Here is a 21,946-nt window from a genome sequence, read left to right as displayed (position 1 = left end):
GAAAGGACGTGAGCCCATGTCTCCCATCATCGACGCCCGGGGCAAGGCCTGCCCCACCCCAGTGATCATGGCAAAGAAAGCCATCTCCGCCGGAGAGAGCACCTTCACCGTCCTGGTGGACAACACCACGGCGGTGGAAAACCTGAAGCGTTTAGCGGAAAACCAGGGCTTTGACGCCGCCGCCGCCGAGGCGGAGGGCGTGTTCTCTGTCACGTTCACCCGCACCGGCTGCGCCGCCTGCGAGGAGGCGGTCAACTCCCCCCTGCCCGCCCCCGGCGGCGACTGGGCGGTGTTTGTGGGCCGGGACATCATCGGCGACGGCGACCGGGAGCTGGGTACCAACCTGATGCGCATGTTCTTCTACACCCTCTCCCAGGGGGAGGACAAGCCGGGGGCGGTGCTCTTCATGAACGCCGGGGTCAAGCTGCCCACCCTGGACGAGCAGGTCGTGGAGCACCTGAAGGCCCTGTCCGCCGCCGGGGTGGAGATTCTGGTGTGCGGCACCTGCCTGAACTTCTACGGCCTCACCGACCGGCTCCGGGTGGGCACGGTGAGCAACATGTACGACATTGTCACCCGCATGCAGAAGGCGGGCAAGGTGATCTCCCTGTAATGGACTACGGCGTGATCACCTTCACCTCCACCTACGGGGCCATCTACGCCCAGAAGGTGCTCCGGGGGGTGGCGGATGTGCTCACCATGCCGGTGCTGCGGGAGATCTCCCTGGGCTGCGGCATCGCGGTGCGCTTCCAGCCAGAGGATCTGGACGCCGTGCGCGCCGCCCTGGCCGCCTCCACCCTGAAGCCCGGCGAGTACGCCTTTTATGGCGTCACCGGCAGCGGCGGCGCTCTGCGGGCGGAGCGGCTGCCCTAGGGCATGTTTGAAACATGTCAACATGCCCAATCGGCGGGCCTTTTGCCCCCTGGACGGCGCAATTTTTCCTTGAAATCCGTCAGGATTCCTGCGAAAAAATTGCTTGCCAGCGGCCCAAAATTCCTCGCCGCTGGACACATCGCCAATTTTCAAACAAGCCCTAGCAAAAACGCCGCCGCGGCCGCCAGTGCAGTTCGGAGGCACAGCACCGATGGCGGCCCAGCGGGCCAAGTTGGCACAGCGCAACAACTTTCAGGGCTTGCAGGGTAATCCCGATGCGTGCAACCCGAGGCGCGGCAGCGCCTGTAACGTGAGTGCCGATAGAACGGGCGGCAATGCTGGCCCGGTCTCTGCTCTGTCCGTACAGCGCACCGCCGCCATGGACTCCGGGTCCAGGGCCCGCAGGCCCTGGTGGTTTTCCCACCGCTTTTGACAGCAAAAGCGGTGCGCCCGCCGCGCAGGCGCGCCCTGCGAGGGGTGGACACCCCGGTAAAAAGCGGCGCGTCAGGGATGCCGCGCCCTACAGAAGGCCGGAAAGCCGCACCCGCCGGGGGATGTCCCACATCGCCGGCACGGGCTCAGAAGATCCAGCCCAGCAGAACGGAGAGGGCGAAGGCGGCGATGGCGGGCAGGAAGTTCTCCCACCGGGTGGGCTGATCCAGGATGGCCTTGATGAGCAGCACCACGCCGGCGACCCGCAGCAGCCAGGGCAGCAGGCCCAGCAGCAGCATCAGGGGCAGGCCGATGATGAGCAACACCACGGGGATGGCCACCACGGCCACCAGGCAGATGATGCCGAGGGTAAACAGCGTCAGCATAGCAATTCCTCCTTTTGATGGATACAGCTTACCACGCCCAGGTAAAACTGCCCTGAAGGAATCCTTAAAATCAGATAAAAAATGTGGGACAGCCGCCGGCTGTCCCACATTTTTTATACTCGTTACCGGAAGTACTCCGCGCCGCTCTCAAAGAGGGGCTGGTGCTTGTCGCCGGGGATGTTGACGCCCACGTAGGGGCCCCGGCGCTCCGAGTGGCCCATCTTGCCGAACACCCGGCCGTCGGGGGAGAAGATGCCCTCGATGGCCTCCAGGGAGCCGTTGGGGTTGGCGTCGATGTCCATGGAGGGCTTGCCGTCGGCCCCCACATACTGGGTGGCGATCTGGCCGGCGGCGATAAGCCGCTTCACCTCCGCCCGGGGGGCCACAAAGCGGCCCTCGCCGTGGGAGACGGGGATGGTGTGCAGGTCGCCCACGCTGGACTTCAGCATCCAGGGGGACTGGACGGAGGCCACCCGGGTGGTGACGTACCGGCTCTGGTGGCGGCCGATGGTGTTGTAGGTCAGGGTGGGGCACTTGTCGTCCATGTCCCGGATCTCGCCGTAGGGCACCAGGCCCAGCTTGATCAGCGCCTGGAAGCCGTTGCAGATGCCCAGCATCAGGCCGTCCCGCTTTTTCAGCAGGTCGTGCACCGCGTCGGTGAGCCGGGGGTTGCGCAGGAAGGAGCAGATGAACTTGGCGGAGCCGTCGGGCTCGTCGCCGCCGGAGAAGCCGCCGGGAAGGAACAGGATCTGGGCCTTGCGGATGGCCTTCTCCAGGGCCAGGGCGGACTCCTCCAAGTCGGCGGCGGTCAGGTTGCGCACCACCAGGATCTCCGGCTCCAGCCCCGCCCGCAGGCAGGCCCGGGCGGAGTCGTACTCGCAGTTGGTGCCGGGGAACACGGGGATGACCACCTTGGGGTGGGCCACCCGGCGCTTGCGCACCGCCGGGGAGCGCTTGTCCCAGGAGATGGCCTTCACCGCGCCGGAGGCGCCGGCCCGGGTGGGGTACACGTCCTCCAGCACGCCCTCGCTGAGGGAGAGCAGCTCGTCAATGGGGGCGGAGTCCTTCCCAATGGTGATCACCGGCTCCGCCGTGGTGGCGCCCAGCTTCCCGCCGTGGGTCAGCTCCACGTCCCCGGTCAGCTCCGCCACAAGGTCGCCGGGGCGGGAGGCATACCAGGGAGCGCCGGCCTTGGAATCGGCGGCAAAGCCGATGCCGTTGCCGAAGGCCATGTTCATCACGGCCTCCGCCGCGCCGTTCTCCACGGCCCAGGCGGCCTTCACCTTGCCGGCCTTGTGGAGGGCGTAAAACTCCTCCCAGGCGGCCTTCTGCCCCTCGGGCCCCTCCCCGTGGAACAGGTACACCGGGTGGCCCGCCTCCTTGAACTCGGGGGAGAGCACCTCCCCGGCCTTCACCGGGGCGATGGCGAAGGAGATCACCGTGGGGGGCACGTCCAGCTCCAGGAAGGAGCCGGACATGGAGTCCTTGCCGCCGATGGCCGCCGCGCCCAGCTCCAGCTGGGCGTCCAGGGCCCCCAGCAGGGCGGCGAAGGGCTTGCCCCACCGCTCGGGGTCGGCACGCAGCTTCTCAAAGAACTCCTGGAGGGTGAGATAGGCGGTTTTGTAGTCCGCGCCGGCGGCCACCAGCTTGGCTACCGAGGTGTACACCGCGCTGTGGGCGCCGGAATAGGGATCCGCGGACAGCTGGTCGGGGTCGCAGCCCCAGGCCATGACGCTGGCCTGGTCGGTCTCCTGCCCGGGCAGCACGGGGAACAGGGCGGCCATGGCCTGGGCGGGGGTGCGCTGGCTCTTTCCACCGAAGGGCATGAGCACGCTGCCCGCGCCGATGGAGCCGTCAAACCGCTCGGTGAGGCCCCGGCGGGAGGCGGACTTCAGGCTGGCCGCCATCTCCCGCAGGGCGGGGGCCTTGGGCTGGGCCACTCCGTCCGGCCGGGCGGGGACGGACACGCTGGCGTGCTTCACCGCGCCGTTGGTGTTGAGGAAGGCCCGGGACAGGTCGGCCACCACCTGGCCCCGCCAGGTCATGACCATGCGGGGCTCCTGGGTGACGGTGGCCACCGGATAGGCCTCCAGATTCTCCCGCTGGGCGGCGGCCAGGAAGGCGTCCACGTCCTCCGGCCCCACCACCACGGCCATGCGCTCCTGGGACTCGGAGATGGCAAGCTCGGTGCCGTCCAGGCCGTCGTACTTCTTGCGCACCGCGTCCAGATCGATGGACAGGCCGTCAGCCAGCTCGCCGATGGCGACACTGACGCCGCCGGCGCCGAAGTCGTTGCACCGCTTGATGAGGCGGGTGACCTCCCCGTCCCGGAACAGCCGCTGCAGCTTGCGCTCCTCCGGGGCGTTGCCCTTCTGCACCTCAGAGGCCATGGTGTCCAGGCTCTTGAGGTTGTGGCTCTTGGAGGAGCCGGTGGCCCCGCCGATGCCGTCCCGGCCGGTGCGCCCGCCCAGGAGGATCACCACGTCGCCGGGGGCGGGCCGCTCCCGGCGGACGTTGGCCGCCGGGGCCGCGCCCACCACCGCGCCGCACTCCAGGTGCTTGGCAATGTAGCCCTCGTGGTAGAGCTCCGCCACGTGGCCGGTGGCAAGGCCGATCTGGTTGCCGTAGGAGGAGTAGCCCGCCGCGGCGGTCTGGGCGATCTTCCGCTGGGGCAGCTTGCCCGCCAGGGTCTGCTCCACCGGGGTGCGGGGGTCGCCGCAGCCGGTGAGGCGCATGGCCTGGTGGACGTACACCCGGCCGGACAGGGGGTCGCGGATGCACCCGCCGATGCAGGTGGCCGCGCCGCCGAAGGGCTCGATCTCGGTGGGGTGGTTGTGGGTCTCGTTCTTGAACATGAGCAGCCAGTCCTGCTTCTTCCCGTCCACCTTGGCGGGCACGTGGATGGAGCAGGCGTTGATCTCCTCGCTCTCGTCCAGCTCGGGGAGCAGGCCCCGCTTTTTCAGGGTCTTGGCGCCGATGGTGGCGATGTCCATCAGGGTCTGGGGCCGGGCCGCGGCCTTCTCCTGGCCGTACACCTCCACCCGGGCGGCCAGGTAGCGGTCATAGGCGGCCTTCACCTGCCCGTCGGCGATGTCCGCCCCGTCCAGGTGGGTGGAGAAGGTGGTGTGGCGGCAGTGGTCAGACCAGTAGGTGTCCACCACCCGCAGCTCGGTGAGGGTGGGATCCCGCAGCTCCTCCTCAAACATGTACTGCTGGAAGAACTTCAGATCCGCCAGATCCATGGCCAGGCCGTAGGTGTCCAGCACCTGGCGCAGCTCCTCCTCGCTCATGTGGGCGAAGCCGTCCAGCACCGGCACATCCTCCGGCACGGGGTAGCTCTGCCGGAGGGTCTCCGGCTTGTCCAGGGCGGCCTCCCGGCTCTCCACCGGGTTGATCAGGTAGCCCCTGGCCTTGTCCAGTTCCTCCGGGGTGAGGGTGCCCTGGAGCACGTACACCGTGGCGGCCCGGACGGCGGGGCGCTCCCCGCCGGTCATCATCTGGATGCACTGGGCGCAGGAGTCGGCCCGCTGGTCGTACTGCCCCGGCAGGGCCTCCACCGCCAGCAGGGTGTGCTCCCCCCGGGGGGCGGGCATCTTCTCGTCCCACAGCTTATCCACCTGGGGCTCGGACAGGATGGTGGTGCGGGCGGCGGCGTAGACGGCCTCGTCCACCCCCTCCACATCGTAGCGGCGGAGCACCCGCACGCCGGTGAGGCCGGTGAGCCCCAGGGTATGCCGGAGCTCATGGAACAGCCCCTCCGCCTCCACATCGTAGCCGGACTTCTTCTCTACAAAACAGCGAAATACGTTTCCCATACACTCTCCCCTATCTCTCTTTATGAAATTTCCCATTGGTCAAACTGGTAAAACAGGTTCTGCTGGGTGGGGGTCAGGCCGGAGAGCTGATTCCACTGCATCAGCACCGACCAGTTCTTGAAGCAGATCACCGCGAAGGGCGGCTCCTGGGCCAGCTGGGCATAGAGCTGGGCCGCCGCCTCCGTCCTGGCCGTGCCGGAGGCGGCCCGGAAGGCGCTGTGCAGGCTGGTGGCCTGGGCATTGCTGTACCCGCCGTAGTTCAGTGCCCCGCCGGGGGTGATGAGGGCGGTGAGGTCGAAGTCGGCGGTGAGGCGCACCTCCCCCAGGTACAAGTCGAAATCCCCCGCCTCCAGGGCCTGGACATAGTCGTCCCAGGACAGGGCGGCCAGCTCCGCCTGGATGCCCAGGTCGGTGAGGTTGGCCGCCAGCAGCTCCGCCGCGTCCAGCCGGGTGGGGTTGTTGGTGGGGGCCGCCAGGGTGAGGGACAGGGGCGTCCCCCGCCGCTGCCACACCCCGTCGGAGCGGCTGTACCCCGCCTGGGTGAGCAGCTCCTCTGCCGCCCCGGTGTCGTAGGCCAGGGACTGGGCCAGCTCCGCGTCGTAGAGGGGGCTGACCGGGGAGACGGGCAGGGCGGCGGCCTGGGCGTGGCGGGACAGGCGGGCGGTGACCACCGACGAGCGGTCGAAGGCCCGCAGAAGGGCCTGGCGCACCGCCGCGCTGGCGCAGGGGCCGGAGACGGTGTTGAAGCCCACGTAGAGCATGGTGCTGGTGGGGTAGTCCACCGTGTCGAAGGAGCCGGAGAAGCCCAGGGAGTTGGTGCCCGTCAGATCGGTGGACACCAGGGTGACCTCCCGGGTGTCAAAGGCGCGGATGAGCTCGTCCGCCTCGTGGATGGCCCGCAGGGGGATGGACTGCAGGGACAGGTTCTCCGCCCCCTGCCGCCAGTTGGGGTTGGCCGTCAGGCTCCAGCTCTCCCCCGCGCCGGTGAGCACGTAGGAGCCGGTGCCCAGGGGGACGGCCCCGGCCTCCCGCACGATGGGGATGTCCAGCAGGGCGGGCAGGTTCCCGTTGGCCCGGGTGAGGGTGACGGTCACCCCGCCGTCCGCCGTGGCGGACACGGCGCCGATGTCGGCAAACCGGGCGGAGTAGAGGGCGCTGGTGCGGGCGGCCTCCAGGGAGGACACCACATCCGCGGCGGTGAGGGCGCTGCCGTCGGAGAAGGTGACGCCGGGGCGCAGGCGGAAGCTCCAGGTCAGGCCGTCCTCGGACACAGTATAGGAGGCGCACAGCACGTTGTGAACCTGAAATTCCTGATCCAGCTCGAACAGCCCCTCGTACACCAGCCCGGCCAGGTTCAGATTGGTGCGGTTGGTGCCGGTGATGGGGTGGAACCCCGCCGACGGGTAGCAGGCCAAGGCGAACTCCGCCGGCTCCGGCGCGGGGGTGGCGCTGGGCGTGGGGGTGGGGGTCACCTCCGGCTCCGGCGCGGGCCCGCAGCCGGCCAGCCCCAGGCACAGGGCCGCCGCCAGCAGGGCGGCTATGATTTTTCGCAAGGCAGGTGACCTCCTTTCCGGGGGCATCGGTGCCCACCACCCCGGGGCTTCCCCCCTCAGGGGGGAAGCTGGCAGCCGAAGGCTGACTGATGAGGGGGCGTCAGCGGTGGGGGCAGTCCCCCTCATCCGCCTCGCTTCGCTCGGCACCTTCCCCCCTGTGGGGGGAAGGCTTTGGCCCCGCAGCGTTTTCCCCGCCCTGCGGGAAAAAGAAATGGAAAATCAGTCTTTCCGGGAATTCATTTCCCGGAAAGACACCCCGACCCGCGCCACGGGGCGCGAAACCGGGGGTATCGAGCCAAGTCGCCGGCTTTGCCGGCACGCAGGCTCGTATCTAGGGGTCGGAAGCGCCGGGGGCGCTTCCGATAAAAGTCCAGACGGAGTCCCCTAAGACGCCATTGGATGCCCCTTAGACCGTCAACGCGATCATTGCCGCCTGGCTTCCCCGCTCCCCGTGGGTGGCCCGGTGAGACCAGTATTTTTCCGGCATGCAGCAGGTGCAGTCGGGGGAGACGGCGATGTGGGCCGGATCCAGCCCGGCGCTCTCCAGCCGCTTGGCGTTGAGGGCCTTGAGATCCACGTGGAACTTGCCGGTGGGCAGCACCTCGATGGCGGACAGGGCGGCGGCGCCCATGGCCTCGGTCATGGCGTTGGGCACGTCCTCGTGGGTCTCAAAGCAGCACTTGGAGATGCCGGGGCCGATGGCGGCCAGGATGTCCATCCGGTCGCAGCCGTAGCAGTCCACCATCCGCTCCACCGCCTTGGCGGCGATGCCCAGGGCGGTGCCCCGCCAGCCGGAGTGCACCGCGCCGACCACCCGGCGCACCGGGTCATAGAGCAGGATGGGCAGGCAGTCGGCGGTGAAGATGGTGAGCACCACGCCGGGGATGTCGGTGATCAGGCCGTCGGCCTTCCAGGGTTCCCCCTCGTCCAGGCCGATGCCCAGGTCGGCGGCGGTGACGGTGCGCACGGTGTCCCCGTGGACCTGGCTGGCGCAGACGATCTTCCCCACGTCCACGCCGATGGCGGCGCAGAAGCGGCGGTAGTTCTCCCGCACCCTGTCCGGGTCGTCCCCCCGGTTCATGCTCAGGTTGAGGGTGGCGAAGATCCCCTCGGACACCCCGCCGCGGCGGGTGGAAAAGCCGTGTGCCACACCGCCGGCGGCGTCGAAGCCGTCGGCGGTCAGGTACACCAAACCGTTCTGATTGTGTTCGGTGATATTCATGGATGTTCTCCTTCATAGAGGTGCCGGCTGGCCGCCGGCCGCCATATATGGCGGCCCTACATAGAGATATGCAGGGTTTGGATTCTGTCCGTAGGGCCGCGATAAATCGCGGCCGCAGCGCAGCGGGCTGTATCCCTCTCGTCCGAGCGGCGAAGCCGCTTGGACGATTATAAATCGGGATGGTACTCCTTGCAGGTACACTTCTTGAATTTCTTCCCGCTTCCGCACGGACACGGCTCGTTGGGGCCGATCTTCTGGCCCTTCTTGACGGGCTGCTTCTTGACGGTGCCGTCGCCGCCGGCGCTCTCGCCGGTGACCTTGGCAACCCGCTCCCGCTTGACCTCGCCGCCCACCTGGATGCGGGCCAGGAAGATGCGGCGGAGGGTCTCCTCCTGGATGGCGGCGATCATACGCTCGAACATCTCATAGCCCTCGCGCTTGTACTCCACCTTGGGGTCGTTCTGGCCGTAAGCCCGCAGGCCGATGCCCTGGCGGAGATCCTGCATGGCGTCGATCTGATCCATCCAGTACTCGTCCACCACCCGGAGCATCATGACCCGCTCCAGCTCCCGCATGAGGGGCTCGCCCAGCTCCTTCTCCTTGCGGGCGTAGATGTCGCTGGCCCGCTCCTGAAGCAGGCCGATGAGCTCGTCGGCGCTGTACTGCTCGAGCTCCTTGTCGGTGAACTTGAACTCGTCGGGCCGCAGGAACAGGCCCCTGAACTGGGCGCACACCTCCCGCCAGTTCTCAGCGTCCATGTGCTTGAGCTCGCCCATGTGGGCGTTGACCTCATTGGTGATCACGCCGGTGAGCATGGTCTGGATGGAGTCCTTCAGGTTCTCGCCGTCCAGCACCTTGCGCCGCTGCTCATAGATCACCTGGCGCTGGGTGTTCATCACGTCGTCGTACTCCAGCACCGTCTTGCGGGTCTGGAAGTTGCGGGACTCCACCTGCTTCTGGGCGTTCTCGATGGCGTTGGAGAGGATCTTGGCGTCGATGGGGGTGTCCTCGTCCACGCCCAGCTTCTCCATCATGCCCATGACCCGCTCGGAGCCGAACAGGCGCATGATGTCGTCCTCCAGGGACAGGTAGAACCGGCTCTCGCCCGGGTCGCCCTGACGGCCGGCGCGGCCGCGGAGCTGGTTGTCGATGCGGCGGGACTCGTGCCGCTCGGTGCCCAGGATGAACAGGCCGCCCACGGCGCGGACTTTGTCCGCCTCCACCTTGATCTCTTCCTTGTATTTGGCCTCCGCCTCGGCGAACATCCGCCGGGCGTCCAGGATCTCCTGGTTGTCGGTCTCGGCGTAGCCGGTGGACTCGGCGATCATCTCGTCGCTGAGGCCCGCCTTCTTCAGATCCGCCTTGGCCAGGTACTCGGCGTTGCCGCCCAGCATGATGTCGGTGCCGCGGCCGGCCATGTTGGTGGCCACGGTGACGGCGCCGAACTTGCCGGCCTGGGCGACGATCTCCGCCTCCTTCTCGTGGAACTTGGCGTTCAATACGTTGTGCTTGATGCCCTTCTTCTTGAGCATGCCGGAGAGCTCCTCCGACTTCTCGATGGAGATGGTGCCCACCAGCACGGGCTGGCCCTTGGCGTGGCACTCCTCGATCTGCTGCACGATGGCCCGGAACTTGCCGGCCTCGGTCTTGTACACCACGTCGGGGTGGTCGACGCGCTGCACCGGCTTGTTGGTGGGGATCTCCACAATGTCCAGGGAGTAGATGGTGCCGAACTCCTCCTCCTCGGTCATGGCGGTGCCCGTCATGCCGGAGAGCTTGCCGTACAGGCGGAAGTAGTTCTGGAAGGTGATGGTGGCCAGGGTCTTGGACTCCCGGGCCACGGTGACGTGCTCCTTGGCCTCGATGGCCTGGTGCAGGCCCTCGGAGTACCTTCTCCCGTACATGAGGCGGCCGGTGAACTCGTCCACGATGATGACCTCGCCGTCCTTCACCACGTAGTCGATGTCCCGCTTCATCAGGCCCCGGGCCCGGATGGCCTGGTTGATGTGGTGGGACAGGGTGGTGTTCTCCGGATCGGCCAGGTTCTCCAGGTTGAAGGCCTGCTCGGCCTTGGCGATGCCCCGGGCGGTGAGGGTGACGGTGCGGGCCTTCTCATCCACGATGTAGTCCGCGTCGATGTCGGGATCCTCCTCCTCCTTGGTGTCCACGCTGGCCACCCGCTGGCCCTTCAGCTTGGAGACAAAGCTGTCCACAATGGTGTACAGCTGGGTGGACTGATCCCCCTGGCCGGAGATGATGAGGGGGGTGCGGGCCTCGTCGATGAGGATGGAGTCCACCTCGTCCACGATGGCGAAGGCGTGGCCCCGCTGCACCAGCTCCTGCTTGTAGATGGCCATGTTGTCCCGCAGGTAGTCGAAGCCGAACTCGTTGTTGGTGCCGTAGGTGATGTCGGCGTCATAGGCGGCCTTGCGCTCCCGGGGGGGCACGTCGTGGATCACCAGGCCCACGGTCAGGCCCATGAAGCGGTACACCTTGCCCATCCACTCGCTGTCGCGCTTGGCCAGGTAGTCGTTGACGGTGACGATGTGCACGCCTTCCCCGGCCAGGGCGTTCAGGTAGGCGGGCAGGGTAGCCACCAGGGTCTTGCCCTCGCCGGTCTTCATCTCGGCGATGCGGCCCTGGTGGAGGATGATGCCGCCGATGAGCTGCACCCGGTAGGGCTTCATGCCCAGCACCCGCCACGCCGCCTCCCGGCAGGCGGCGAAGGCCTCGGGCAGGATGTCGTCCAGGCTCTCGCCGTCGGCCACGCGCTGCTTGAACTCCGCCGTCTTGGCGCGGAGCTGCTCGTCGGTCAGCTTGGAATACTCCCCGTCCAGGGCCTCAATCTTGTCCACGATGGGTTTGATGGCGCGCAGCTCCTTTTCCGAGCTGGTGCCAAAGAGCTTCTTCAACAGTCCCATGGGTCTTGTTCACCTTTCTTGTTCCGCCCAAAGCCAGCGGCCCCGGGGGTTTTCGTGCTGATTCAGTGTCCTAGTATATCATATCCTCTGTCAATAAAAAAGGGGAAATTGTGAACAAACCGGCGGCAGGAAGGGGGAGAATGAAAAAGTGTGCGGTTTTGCACACCTGTGGGGAAAGAAAACGTGGTAAACTCTTTTCAAATGGGATAAAATCCCTTAAAATATCCCCAAAGAGCACACAGAGACAAGGCCGAAGGGCCGTAAGGGGGGACAATTCCGCCATGAAATCCACCGACGAGCTGCACAGCGCCATCCGGGCGTCAGAGACGCCCGCGCTGCTTGCCGGCGCCGAATTTGCCCGGCTCGAGCTGAGCAGCACCCTCTCCCGCCTGCTGGAGGAGCGGGGGTGGCGGGCGGCGGACGCCATCCGGGCCTGCTACCTGGAGCGCTCCTACGGCTACCAGATGTTCAACGGCACCCGGCCGCCCACCCGCAACTTCCTGCTGCGGCTGGCCCTGGCCCTGGAGCTGGGGGCGGAGGAGGCCCAGCGGCTCCTCCGCCGGGCGGGGCGGCCGGAGCTCTACCCCCGCAGCCGCGCCGACGCGGCGGTGCTCTACGGCCTGAGCCACCGCCTGAGCCTGGAGGAGACCGACGAACTGCTCCTCTCCCTGGGGGAGGAGGGGCTGCTGTGAGCCACACGGAGCAATTTTGCCGGGAGTATCGGGCTGTGCTGGACGGCCTGGAGCTGCCCGAGCGGGTGGGGCTGGTGTACGAGCCGGAGGCCCTCCTGTCCGAGCACGGCGGCCGCAGCGTGTGGAAGCTCCGCCGCCGGTGCGACGGGGCCCCCTTTGTATTAAAGGCGGCGTCCGGGGAGGGGGAGAACCTGGAGGAGGAGTTCCGCCTGCTCACCCGGCTCTACCCGGCCCTGGCCGGGGCGGCGCCCCTGGCGGCGGACTGCTTTGCCCAGGGGGAGCGGCACTACCTGGTGCGCAGCTTCCTGCCCGGCCAGACCCTGGCGCAGTGGCGGGAGAAGGCGGGGGGCTGCACCGAGGAACAGTGCGTGTCCATCGGACGAAAGGTGTGCGCCCTGCTGGAGCGGCTCCACAGCCTGGAGCCCCCGGTGATCCACCGGGACATCAAGCCGGAGAACATCGTGCTGGGGGAGGATGGGGCCGTGGGCCTCATCGATTTCGGCATCGCCCGGCAGTACAAGCCGGAGCGGGAGAGCGACACCCGCCTCATGGGCAGCCGCTCCACCGCCCCGCCGGAGCAGTACGGCTTCGCTCAGACCGACGGCCGGGCCGATCTCTACGCCCTGGGGGCCACCCTGAGCTGGCTGCTCACCGGCTCCTACGGGCGGGACGCCCTGGAGGGGGCCCCCGTCTCCCGGCGGCTCAGGCGGGTGCTGACCAAGGCCGCCGCCTTCTCCCCCGCCGACCGCTACCCCACCGCCGCCGCCCTGGGCCGGGCCCTCCGGGGGCCGGAGCGCCGGAGGGGCCTGCGGATTGCCCTGGCCGGGGCGGCCTGTATCGCCCTCTGCCTGGGGGTGGGGGGCCTGGCCCTGTCCGGGCGGCAGGCTGACCGGGCGGTGGCGTTCTCCTCCGCCTGCCTGGAAAAGGCCGTCCGGGCGGAGCTGGACATGCCCGCCGGGGAGATCACCTACGCCGACCTGGAGGGGGTGGAGCGGCTGGCCCTGGTGGGCTGGGAGACCTTCGGAGCGGAGACGGCCTACGGCTACCGGCTGGAGAGTACCCTGGACAGCGTGAGCCGGTACTCCGCCCCGGCGGGGGATGTGAGCGACCTGTCTCTGCTCGCCCACATGCCCAACCTGACGGAGCTCTACCTGTGCCGGCAGGCCATCACCGACATCAGCCCCCTGGCGAGGCTGGAGCTGGAGGTGCTGGCCCTGTCAGACAACCAGATCACCGACCTGTCGCCCCTGGCGGAGATGGACAGCCTGGAGGAGCTGTGGCTGGGGGGTAATCCCGTGGCCGACGCCTCCCCCCTGGCGGATCTGGGGCGGCTGCGGCTGCTCAACCTGTCCGCCGGCCACGGGGCGGACACCGGACTGGACAGCCTGTCCTTCCTGGCGGAGCTGCCCCTGGACACCCTGTCTCTGGCCCGGCGCACCGTCTCCGGCGGGGACTGGTTCCCCCTGGGGGCGCTGAGGGCGCTGGACGAGCTGTTCCTCTGGTCACCGCCGGCGGAGGCCCTGGAGGCCGCCGCCGGGCTGGACTACCTGGCGGTGCTGGAGCTGGGGGATGCGGGGCTGGACGATCTCACCGTCCTGGCCGGCTGCCCGGTCATCGATCTGCGCATACACGGCGGCCTGGCGGGGCTGGAGGGGGCGGAAAACCTGCCCAGCCTGCGCAACCTGAACGTATTTGACTGCACCGCCGCCGACCTGTCGCCCCTGGCGGGCTGTATCGGGCTGGAGACCTTCTCCTTCAGCGGCCTGGACGGGGTGGAGGACTTCTCCGCCCTGTCCGCCCTGCCCCGGCTCCACGGGGTGCTGGTTCCCCAGGCCCGGGTGGAGGACATCGCCGCCGACTGCCCCGGCGCCGCTTTTGCCATCACCGGCCAATAATCCCCAAAAGTGTGCGGCGGCGCACACCAAAAGAGGCGGGAACTGTGGTATGCTTGCCATAGTTCCCCCTTTTTTGTACAAAAAAGGGCAGTTGTACCATGAAAGGATGTGTCTGCGTGAAAAAGTCAACCCGTATTCTGGCCGTCTCCCTGGCCCTGTGCCTGGGCCTGGGCACCGCCGCCCTGGCCGCCGGCGGCACCCGCACCATTGAGGTGCTCACCGGCATGAAGGTGCTGGTCAACGGAGAGGAGTTCACCCCCACCGACGTCAACGGCAACGCCGTGGATGTGTTCGCCTACAACGGCACCACCTACGTGCCCATCCGGGCCATGAGCGAGGCCTTCGGCCTGGAGGTGGGCTACGACGCCGCCCAGCAGGCCGCCGTGGTCAACGGCACCGCCGGCTCCTCCGTCGCGGCCCCCGACACCCGGGATGTGGTCTACATTCTCTCCCATGCCCCCGAGGACGTTACCATGGAGGACGGCACGGTGCAGACCTTCTACAACGAGATCTATGAGGAGCTGCGCTGGCAGGTGGAGGACTCCGACCAGTTCACCGCCGAGATCGTCTCCGGCACCCTGCCCGCCGGCATCACCTACAACGAGGCTGACCGGGTGTTCGAGGGCCGGTTTGAGGCCGCGGAGACCCAGGACGTGGTGGTTCGCTTCACCCCCCGGGGCGGCGAGGCCTTTGAGCGCACCTACCGCTTCGTGATCAATGAACCCGACGAGTTCAACGCCGCCCCCGTGGTGATCTGGGGCGTGGAGGGGGATCAGGTGTACAATCACATCCCCACCGCCTACGACGGCATTCTCTACATCGGCGACGACCTCACCGACGACCCCGACGACCCGCTGAGCTACGGCTTTGGCGCCTCCCCCATCGGCACCCAGGCCGGCCTGGACGCCCTGGCGGAGTATGGCTTGACCATTGACTATGAGACCCGCACAGACGGCGGGGAGTGGCACTGGGCGGACAACTTTGTGTCCGGCACCCTGAAAGGCTCCACCGACGGCTGGGTGAAGCTCTCCGTGCCCGTCTACGCCGGCGTGGGCGCCAACAGCGACAGCGGCATGGTGGAGAACGGCGAGCTGCAGCCCGGCTCCTGGTATCTGACCGGTTCCGGCGACGAGATCAGGATCCTCAGCGGCAATGTGGATATCTACCTCAACATCATCCCCCTGGGGGACTGAGCCCTGCTTTCCATCTTTCTCTTTCCAAAGGGGAGGGGCCCCGCCGCTTGCGCGGCGGGGCCCCTCCGTTTTTTACAAAACAGCTACGAAACCTTACAAAACGGCTTTTCCCATTTACGGCCCGGCCGGGGGATGGTACAATAATGTCTGGTGAATCAACCGCTTTGCGGTCGATTCGCGCGGCACTGCCGCGCAATGCTTCTCACCATCGCCGATTTCGGCGCTTGTGAGAAGCATTCAGACACTGTTGCAATGCGTCCTCCTGCGGCGGCATATCTATGCCGACACAGGAGGTGCAGGGCTTTGGGGCTGAAACAGACCCAAAGCCCTGCACCTGAACAAAGCCAATGGGCCTTGAAATCTTTGCTTTCAAGGCTTGTGGCTTTGTTCCGTGCGCATTACAATAGGCATGGAAGAGGATCCACCCACCCCCTGGAAAAGGAGACTGTTATGAAACGACGTGCAATCCTGTCCGGCCTGCTGGCCGGCGCTCTGATGCTCACGCTGGCGGCCTGCTCCGGCCCGGAGCCGGAGCCCACCGTTACCCCCAGCGCCGAGCCCACTCCCACGGCCGTTGCTACGCCGGAGCCCACCCCCACCCCAACCCCCGCGGCCGAGGCCCCCGTGTGGGGAGACCAGGTGTTCGCCAAGACCTTCACCGCCGGCGACGGGGCCACGGTGCTGACGGCCTCCTTCACCCTGCCCCTGGTGCAGAACACCGACGCCTGCCCCGCCGGGACGGCCATCAACGACTGGTACAAGCAGGAGGGCTCCAGCCGCATGCTGGAGGCGGAGGAGCAGTATGAGATGGCGGTGGCGGACTACGACGTGTCCCAGGCCGCCGGCTTCCCCTTCTCCCCCACCACCCAGGAGATGACCTATACCGTGGCCTATGAGGATGAGGACCTCATCAGCATCCGGCGGGAGCTGTACGTCGCCGCCGAGGGGGCGGCCCACCCCTCCGCCTTCCTGCTGGCCGAGACCTTCGACGCCGCCACCGGGGAGAAGCTGGGCTTCAGCCGCGTGTTCACCGACGCCGACACGGTGCGGGAGCGGGCGGTGGACGCCTTCGTGTCCCAGTACGGCCTGGAGGACAGCCGGGACGCGGTCACCGTGGCCTGGCAGCCGGAGCGGTTCTACCTGTCGGCGGAGGGCTATGTGTTCTGGCTGGCCGGCGGCGAGCTGCCCGGGGTGAACAGCCCCATTGAGGTGACCCTCAGCTACGAAAGCATGGAGGACGTGAGTGTCTATGGATAAGACCAGGCCCCGGGAGGGGCAGCTCTGCCGGCTGACCATCGACGGCTATGACAGCGGCGGGGCCGGGGTGGCCCGGCTGGACGGTCAGGTGGTGTTTGTCCAGGGGGGCATCCGGGGGGAAGAGTGCATGGTGCCTCACCACGTGGGCCGCACCGTCTTGTGGGGGCGGTACAGGAGGTGCTACCCCTCCCCGCCCGCGTCGCCCCGACTGCCCCACTTCCCCGGCGGCTGCCAGCTGCGGCACATGAGCTACGCCGAGGAGCTGGAGGCCAAGCGCATCAAGGTGTCCGACGCCCTGCGCCGCCTGGGCGGGGCGGAGATTGACCTGCCCCCCGTGCTGGGGGCGGCCAGCCCGGAGCGCTACCGCAACAAGGCCCAGTTCCCCGTGGCCAAGGGGGCCATCGGCTTCTACCGGGCCCGCAGCCACGAGGTGATCGACGTGGCCGACTGCCTGCTCCAGAGCGAGGCGGCGGGCCGCCTGCGCACGGCGGTGAAGGACTGGATGGCCCGGTACGCCGTCCCCGCCTATGACGAGCGGGCCAAGACCGGCCTGGTGCGCCACGTGTATGTGCGCACCAACCGGGCGGGGCGGAGTCTGTGCTGCCTGCTGGTCAACGGCCGGGGGGTGCCCCGGGAGGCGGAGCTGGTGCGCGCCCTGCGGGACGCGGAGCCCGGCCTGGCCGGGGTGGTGCTGGGGGTGAACCAGAAGCACAACAACGTGATTCTGGGGGACTCCTACCGCACCCTGTGGGGGGAGGACGCCCTCACCGACACCCTGTGCGGCCTCACCTTCCGCCTGTCGGTGCCCTCCTTCTATCAGGTCAACCCAAACCAGACCGAGGTGCTCTACGGCAAAGCGGTGGAGCTGGCCGGCCTGACGGGGGCGGAGACGGTGCTGGATCTCTACTGCGGCATCGGCACCATCGGCCTGGCCATGGCCCGGCGGGCAAGGGCCGTCTGGGGGGCGGAGGTGGTGCCCGAGGCGGTGGACGACGCCGTCGCCAACGCCGCCCGGAACGGCATCACCAACGCCCGCTTCCTCTGCGCCGATGCCGGCGAGGCCGCCCGCCGTCTGGCGGCGGAGGGGGTGCGGCCCGACGTGATCTGCGTGGATCCGCCCCGCAAGGGCCTGGCCGGGGACGTGGTGGACACCATCGCGGACATGGCCCCGGACCGGGTGGTGTACGTCTCCTGCGACCCGGCCACCCTGGGCCGGGATGTGAAGCGCTTCGCCGGGCGCGGCTACGTGCTCCGGCAGGCCCAGGCGGTGGACATGTTCCCCCGCACCCAGCATGTGGAGACGGTGGCGCTCCTGACTCGCGGGCAGAGCGCCGGAGACGATTATCAGGCAGAAGATTGAGGATTTTCGGTTATCGATCTGAGTGGGAGCCATATTCAGCGGCCAAAATACAGGGCCGGGACTGGCGTATGCCGGCCCCGGCCCTGTGCCGTTTCCGGCCGGCGGCGCATAGGATGGAGGGCGGGAGAGCGTTCCCCCGCAATCTGCCTGTTGAAGGAGAATGTCCCGTGTCTAAATTCTGCGCGCCCTCCCAGGGCTATCCCCTGGAGGAGAGCCCCATGAACCGCTTCCGCTGCGGGATGGAGAGCCACGCCTGCGGCTGTCCGCCCTGTCCGCCGCCCTGCCCCGTGCCGGGCCCCACCGGGCCCACCGGCCCCCAGGGCATCCCCGGCCCTGACGGCGCTACCGGGCCCACTGGCCCCGCCGGTGCTGCGGGCCCCACCGGGCCCACCGGCCCTGCCGGCGCTGCGGGTGCCACCGGGCCTACCGGCCCAGCCGGTGCCGCGGGTGCCACTGGGCCCACCGGCCCCGCCGGTGCTGCGGGCCCCACCGGGCCCACCGGCCCTGCCGGCGCCGCGGGAGCCACCGGGCCTACCGGCCCCACCGGCGCCGCGGGTGCCACCGGGCCCACCGGCCCTGCCGGCCCCACGGGCCCCAGCGGCCCGGCGGTCACTCCGGCGGCCGCGGTGGCCAACGCCACCCAGAACACCCTGCTGACCCAGTTCAACCAGCTGCTGGCCAACCTGCGGGCCGTCGGCCTGCTGGCCAACTCCTGAACGCCCCAAAAGCGGGGGCGGCGCATCTGCGCCGCCCCCGCATCTGATCCGGAGGACTCTGATATGAAGGTAGCAGTCTATGCCATCTGCAAAAACGAGGCCCGGTTCGCCGCGCGGTGGATGGCCTCCATGGGGGAGGCCGACGGGGTGTACGTGCTGGACACCGGCTCCACCGACGGCACGGCGGAGCGCCTGCGGGCGCTGGGCGCCGTGGTGGCGGTGGAGGAGATCATCCCCTGGCGGTTTGACGCGGCCCGCAACCGCTCCCTGGCCCTGGTGCCGGAGGACGCGGACATCTGCGTATGCACCGATCTGGACGAGGTGTTCCGCCCCGGCTGGCGGGCGGCGCTGGAGGGCGCCTGGGGGCCGGACACCGTCCAGGCGTCCTACCGCTACACCTGGAGCTTCCGCCCCGACGGGAGGGAGGACACGGTGTTCTGGAGTGAAAAGATCCACTCCCGGCAGGGCTGGCGGTGGGTGCACCCGGTTCACGAGGTGCTGGAGCGCCTGCCCGGCTTTCCGCCGGGCGGGAAGGCGGCGGCGCCGGGGGTGCAGCTGGATCACCACCCCGACCCGTCCAAGTCCCGGGGGCAGTATCTGCCCCTGCTGGAGCTGTCGGTAGAAGAAGCTCCCGGAGACGACCGGAATACCCACTACCTGGGCCGGGAATATCTATACTACGGCCGGTGGGACGACTGCATCCGCACCCTGAAGCGGCACCTGTCCCTGCCCTCGGCCGTCTGGGCCGACGAGCGGTGCGCCTCCATGCGCTACATCGCCCGGGCTCTCGTGCAGAAGGGGGAGAAGGCGGAGGCCCGCCGGTGGCTGTGGCGGGCCGTGGGGGAGGCGCCCCACCTGCGGGAGCCGTGGCTGGAGCTGGCCTGGCAGCTCTATGAGTCCGGCGAGTGGGACGGGGTGGCCTACCTGTGCCGCGCCGCCCTGTCCATAGAGACGCGGCCCCAGACCTATATCTGCGAGGGCTGGGCCTGGGGGAGCCTGCCATGGGATCTGCTGTCCATCGGCCTGTACCGCACCGGGCGGCGGGCGGAGGCCCTGGAGGCCGCCCGGCAGGCCCTGGCGCTGGAGCCGGACAATGCCCGCATCCGGCGGAATGTGGAGCTGCTGGGCGGCTAACCCTCCGCGGCCTCCGGAGCGGCTCCGCCCACCGGCAGGAGCCGCTCCCACCCCAGGGCAAAGAGGGCACCCGGCACATCCCGGCGGCCCGGGCAAAAAAGGACAAGTCTGTTCTGGACAGCGGGGATATTTCGTGATACGATTACTCTGTATAGGGTTCGACACCCTGTACCCCAAAAACAACGCAAAATTTGTCGCCGGGGGGCGCAACTTTTCCCCCCGCTGCCCCGTCTGTAGATCGGTGCGGCGGCCCCGCCCGGCGGCAGAGGTTCCGAAAGGACGGGTGCATGCCGGATTGGAGCTGGACTACAACAAGCTGCTGGACATGGTCAGTGAGATGGGCTACCGCCTCATGGAGAGCGGCGCGGAGATCTACCGGGTGGAGGAGTCCATTCACCGCCTGCTGGAGGCCTACGGCGTGCCCCGGGGAGAGGTCTTTGCCATCCCCAACTGCATCATCGTCAGCCTGATCTCCCCGGAGGGGCGGCCCCTGACCCAGATCCGGCGCATGCCCCCCCACGGCACCGACATCTACCTGCTGGAGAAGTACAACGGCCTGTGCCGCCGCCTGTGCCAGGAGACGCCCCCCTTTGACCAGGCGCTGCGGCGCATGCGGGCCATCGCCCGCCTCCACGTGGTCTACCCCCTCCCCGTCCAGCTGGCGGCCCATTTCCTGGGCTGCGGCATGTTCTCCCTGTTCTACGGCGGCACGTGGCGGGACGGGATATGCGGCGGGCTGTGCGGGGTGGTCATCGGCCTGTGCTCCACCCTGATGGCCCGCTTCGGCGCCAACCAGTTCTTCAAGACCATCGCGGGGGCCGCGGTGTCCGCCGTGGCGGCGGTGCTGCTCACCGCCGCCGGCCTGGGGGCGCACCGGGATCTGATCATCATCGGCGCCCTCATGGCCCTGGTGCCCGGCATCGCCATCACCAACGCCATGCGGGATATCATGGCCGGCGACATGGTGGCGGGCATCAGCAAGGGGGCGGAGGCCCTGCTCATCGGGGCGGCCATCGCCCTGGGCACCGCCCTGGGCCTGGGCGTCACCGGGCTCATCGGGGGAGGTGGGGCGCTGTGATGGAGACGGTCACCTACTTTATGCCCTGCGTCTACGCCTTCCTGGCCTGCATCGGCTTCTCCCTGCTCTTCAACATCCACGGCGCGGCGGGCATGCTCATCTGCGCCGGCGGCGGGGGGCTTGGATGGCTGTGCTACCTGCTCACCGCCCCCCTGGTGCACAGCGACATCATCCAATCCTTTTTTGCCGCCCTGGTCATCTCCGCCTGGTCGGAGGGGATGGCCCGGGTGCGCAAGTGCCCTGTCACCAGCTACCTGCTGGTGGCTCTGTTTCCCCTGGTGCCCGGCGGCGGCATCTACTACACCATGGAGCACGCCGTCAACGGGGAGACGGAGCTCTTTCTGGAGACGCTGATGCACACCCTGGGCCTGGCCGGGGCGCTGGCGGTGGGGGTGCTGCTGGTGGCCTCCTCCGTGCGGCTGTTTACCAGCTACCGCCGCCGGGAACCCCGGCGGTGAAAGGAGGCTGCCATGCCACGCTACGACTATGTGCTCTTTGACGCGGACAACACCCTGTTTGACTTTGACCGTGCGGAGGCGGAGGCCCTCCGCACCACCCTGGCGGAGTACGGCCTGCCCGCCACGCCGGAGACGGAGGAGACCTACCTGGCCGTCAACCGGGCGCTCTGGGCCCAGTTCGACCGGGGGGAGGTGTCCCGGGAGTGGCTGGTGGTGGAGCGGTTTGCCCGGCTGCTCCGCGCCCTGGGCCGCTCCGGCGACCCCGCCGCCGTCAACCACGCCTACCTGACCCACCTGGGGGAGGGGGCCTTCCTGCTGCCCGGGGCGGAGGAGCTGTGCCGGGCGCTGGCCCCCTGCTGCACCCTGGCCATCGTCACCAACGGGGTGGCCATGGCCCAGCGGGCCCGGTTTGAGGCGTCCCCCCTGCGGGACGTGGTGCCCTGGCTGTTCATCTCGGAGGAGGTGGGGGCCAGCAAGCCCGACCCCGCCTTCTTCGCCCCGGTGCTCCGCGCCCTGGGGGAGCCCGACCGCTCCCGGGTGCTCATGGTGGGGGACAACCTGCTCACCGACATCCAGGGCGGGAAAAACGCCGGGCTGGACACGGCCTGGTTCAACCCCCGCCGCCTGCCCGGCGATCCGGCCGTCGTTCCCACCTGGGAGGCGGACGGCTTCCCCGCCCTCCGGGCGCTGATCCTGGGGGACGGCCCCCGCACGAACGCTTCCACACAAATTACATAAGACACGAGGTGTGCGACTTGCCCACGAATTATCAACCCAAGCGGGCCCAGAAGCGGCCTCGCCGCCGCAATCCCATCCCCCTGCTGGCCGCGGCGGCGGCGGTGTGCCTGGCCCTGATCATCATCCCCTCCCTGGGCAGCGGCCCGGCCCAGTCCGCCGGGGCCCAGAGCCCGGAGGTGCCACGCACGCTCCCCTCCGCCAGCCCCACGCCGGAGGCAACCCC

General features: G+C 68.5%; 18 protein-coding genes. 13 read left to right on the top strand and 5 right to left on the bottom strand.

Translation table 11 applies throughout. The features are described 5' to 3' along the window. Positions 1-16 precede the first annotated feature (16 nt). The gene (gene yedF, locus B5E42_RS14145; RefSeq protein ID WP_087240783.1) at positions 17-613 is read left to right on the top strand and encodes a sulfurtransferase-like selenium metabolism protein YedF; all 597 of its coding nucleotides are present in this window, start codon (positions 17-19) and stop codon (positions 611-613) included. Beyond that, the gene (locus B5E42_RS14140) at positions 613-873 is read left to right on the top strand and encodes a DUF3343 domain-containing protein (protein WP_087240781.1); all 261 of its coding nucleotides are present in this window, start codon (positions 613-615) and stop codon (positions 871-873) included. Before yedF ends, B5E42_RS14140 begins: the two co-directional genes overlap by 1 nt. Positions 874-1,451: 578 nt before the next feature. On the opposite strand, the gene B5E42_RS14130 is transcribed toward B5E42_RS14140, so the two are convergent. The 5 genes from B5E42_RS14130 to secA all read right to left on the bottom strand — a co-directional run bounded on the left by B5E42_RS14130 (position 1,452) and on the right by secA (position 11,202). Next, entirely contained in the window at positions 1,452-1,691 is a 240-nt protein-coding gene (locus B5E42_RS14130; protein ID WP_087240777.1) for a phage-shock protein, read from the bottom strand. 122 nt (positions 1,692-1,813) lie between these two features. Further along, the gene (locus B5E42_RS14125) at positions 1,814-5,506 is read right to left on the bottom strand and encodes a phosphoribosylformylglycinamidine synthase (RefSeq protein ID WP_087240775.1); all 3,693 of its coding nucleotides are present in this window, start codon (positions 5,504-5,506) and stop codon (positions 1,814-1,816) included. 20 nt (positions 5,507-5,526) lie between these two features. Next, positions 5,527-7,059 carry an ABC transporter substrate-binding protein gene (locus B5E42_RS14120; protein ID WP_087240773.1) on the bottom strand — a complete coding sequence of 511 codons (1,533 nt, stop codon included), beginning with the start codon at positions 7,057-7,059 and terminating at the stop codon, positions 5,527-5,529. Positions 7,060-7,465: 406 nt separating this feature from the next. After that, the gene (pgeF, locus tag B5E42_RS14115) at positions 7,466-8,281 is read right to left on the bottom strand and encodes a peptidoglycan editing factor PgeF (RefSeq protein WP_087240771.1); all 816 of its coding nucleotides are present in this window, start codon (positions 8,279-8,281) and stop codon (positions 7,466-7,468) included. A gap of 167 nt (positions 8,282-8,448) precedes the next feature. Continuing rightward, positions 8,449-11,202, bottom strand: coding sequence for a preprotein translocase subunit SecA (gene secA / locus B5E42_RS14110; protein WP_087240769.1), 2,754 nt, complete (start codon positions 11,200-11,202; stop codon positions 8,449-8,451). Between the two features lie 281 nt (positions 11,203-11,483). Between secA and B5E42_RS18965 the strand changes: the two genes are divergently transcribed. From B5E42_RS18965 to B5E42_RS14060, 11 genes are all read left to right on the top strand, one after another. Continuing rightward, positions 11,484-11,894, top strand: a complete 411-nt coding sequence (locus tag B5E42_RS18965) for a helix-turn-helix domain-containing protein (RefSeq protein WP_141242549.1) — start codon at positions 11,484-11,486, stop codon at positions 11,892-11,894. Continuing rightward, a complete protein-coding gene (locus B5E42_RS14105) occupies positions 11,891-13,789 on the top strand; it encodes a leucine-rich repeat domain-containing protein (protein ID WP_141242548.1) in 1,899 nt (632 codons plus the stop codon). Before B5E42_RS18965 ends, B5E42_RS14105 begins: the two co-directional genes overlap by 4 nt. A 116-nt stretch (positions 13,790-13,905) precedes the next feature. Continuing rightward, on the top strand, positions 13,906-14,982 hold the full coding sequence (locus B5E42_RS14100; protein ID WP_162613995.1) for a stalk domain-containing protein: 1,077 nt from the start codon (positions 13,906-13,908) through the stop codon (positions 14,980-14,982). 450 nt (positions 14,983-15,432) lie between these two features. Next, the gene (locus tag B5E42_RS14095; RefSeq protein WP_087240763.1) at positions 15,433-16,239 is read left to right on the top strand and encodes a hypothetical protein; all 807 of its coding nucleotides are present in this window, start codon (positions 15,433-15,435) and stop codon (positions 16,237-16,239) included. Beyond that, positions 16,232-17,599: a 23S rRNA (uracil(1939)-C(5))-methyltransferase RlmD gene (rlmD, locus tag B5E42_RS14090; protein WP_087240761.1), complete on the top strand. Its 1,368-nt coding sequence runs from the start codon at positions 16,232-16,234 to the stop codon at positions 17,597-17,599. Before B5E42_RS14095 ends, rlmD begins: the two co-directional genes overlap by 8 nt. Before the next feature lie 167 nt (positions 17,600-17,766). After that, a complete protein-coding gene (locus B5E42_RS14085; RefSeq protein ID WP_242967157.1) occupies positions 17,767-18,315 on the top strand; it encodes a collagen-like protein in 549 nt (182 codons plus the stop codon). 63 nt (positions 18,316-18,378) lie between these two features. Continuing rightward, positions 18,379-19,449 (top strand): glycosyl transferase family 2, encoded by a 1,071-nt coding sequence (locus B5E42_RS14080; RefSeq protein WP_087240759.1) that lies wholly within the window; start codon positions 18,379-18,381, stop codon positions 19,447-19,449. Between the two features lie 295 nt (positions 19,450-19,744). Continuing rightward, positions 19,745-20,527, top strand: a complete 783-nt coding sequence (locus B5E42_RS14075) for a threonine/serine exporter family protein (RefSeq protein WP_207651648.1) — start codon at positions 19,745-19,747, stop codon at positions 20,525-20,527. Then, positions 20,527-20,985, top strand: a complete 459-nt coding sequence (locus tag B5E42_RS14070) for a threonine/serine exporter family protein (protein WP_242967176.1) — start codon at positions 20,527-20,529, stop codon at positions 20,983-20,985. Before B5E42_RS14075 ends, B5E42_RS14070 begins: the two co-directional genes overlap by 1 nt. 12 nt (positions 20,986-20,997) lie before the next feature. After that, entirely contained in the window at positions 20,998-21,723 is a 726-nt protein-coding gene (locus B5E42_RS14065; protein WP_087240753.1) for a YjjG family noncanonical pyrimidine nucleotidase, read from the top strand. Positions 21,724-21,740: 17 nt separating this feature from the next. Continuing rightward, positions 21,741-21,946: hypothetical protein (locus tag B5E42_RS14060; RefSeq protein ID WP_204244420.1), on the top strand; the 206-nt coding region annotated here is incomplete at its 3' end.

Source organism: Flavonifractor sp. An10, assembly GCF_002161215.1.
Taxonomy (GTDB): domain Bacteria; phylum Bacillota; class Clostridia; order Oscillospirales; family Oscillospiraceae; genus Flavonifractor; species Flavonifractor avistercoris.
This window is presented reverse-complemented; position numbering and strand designations above follow the sequence as displayed.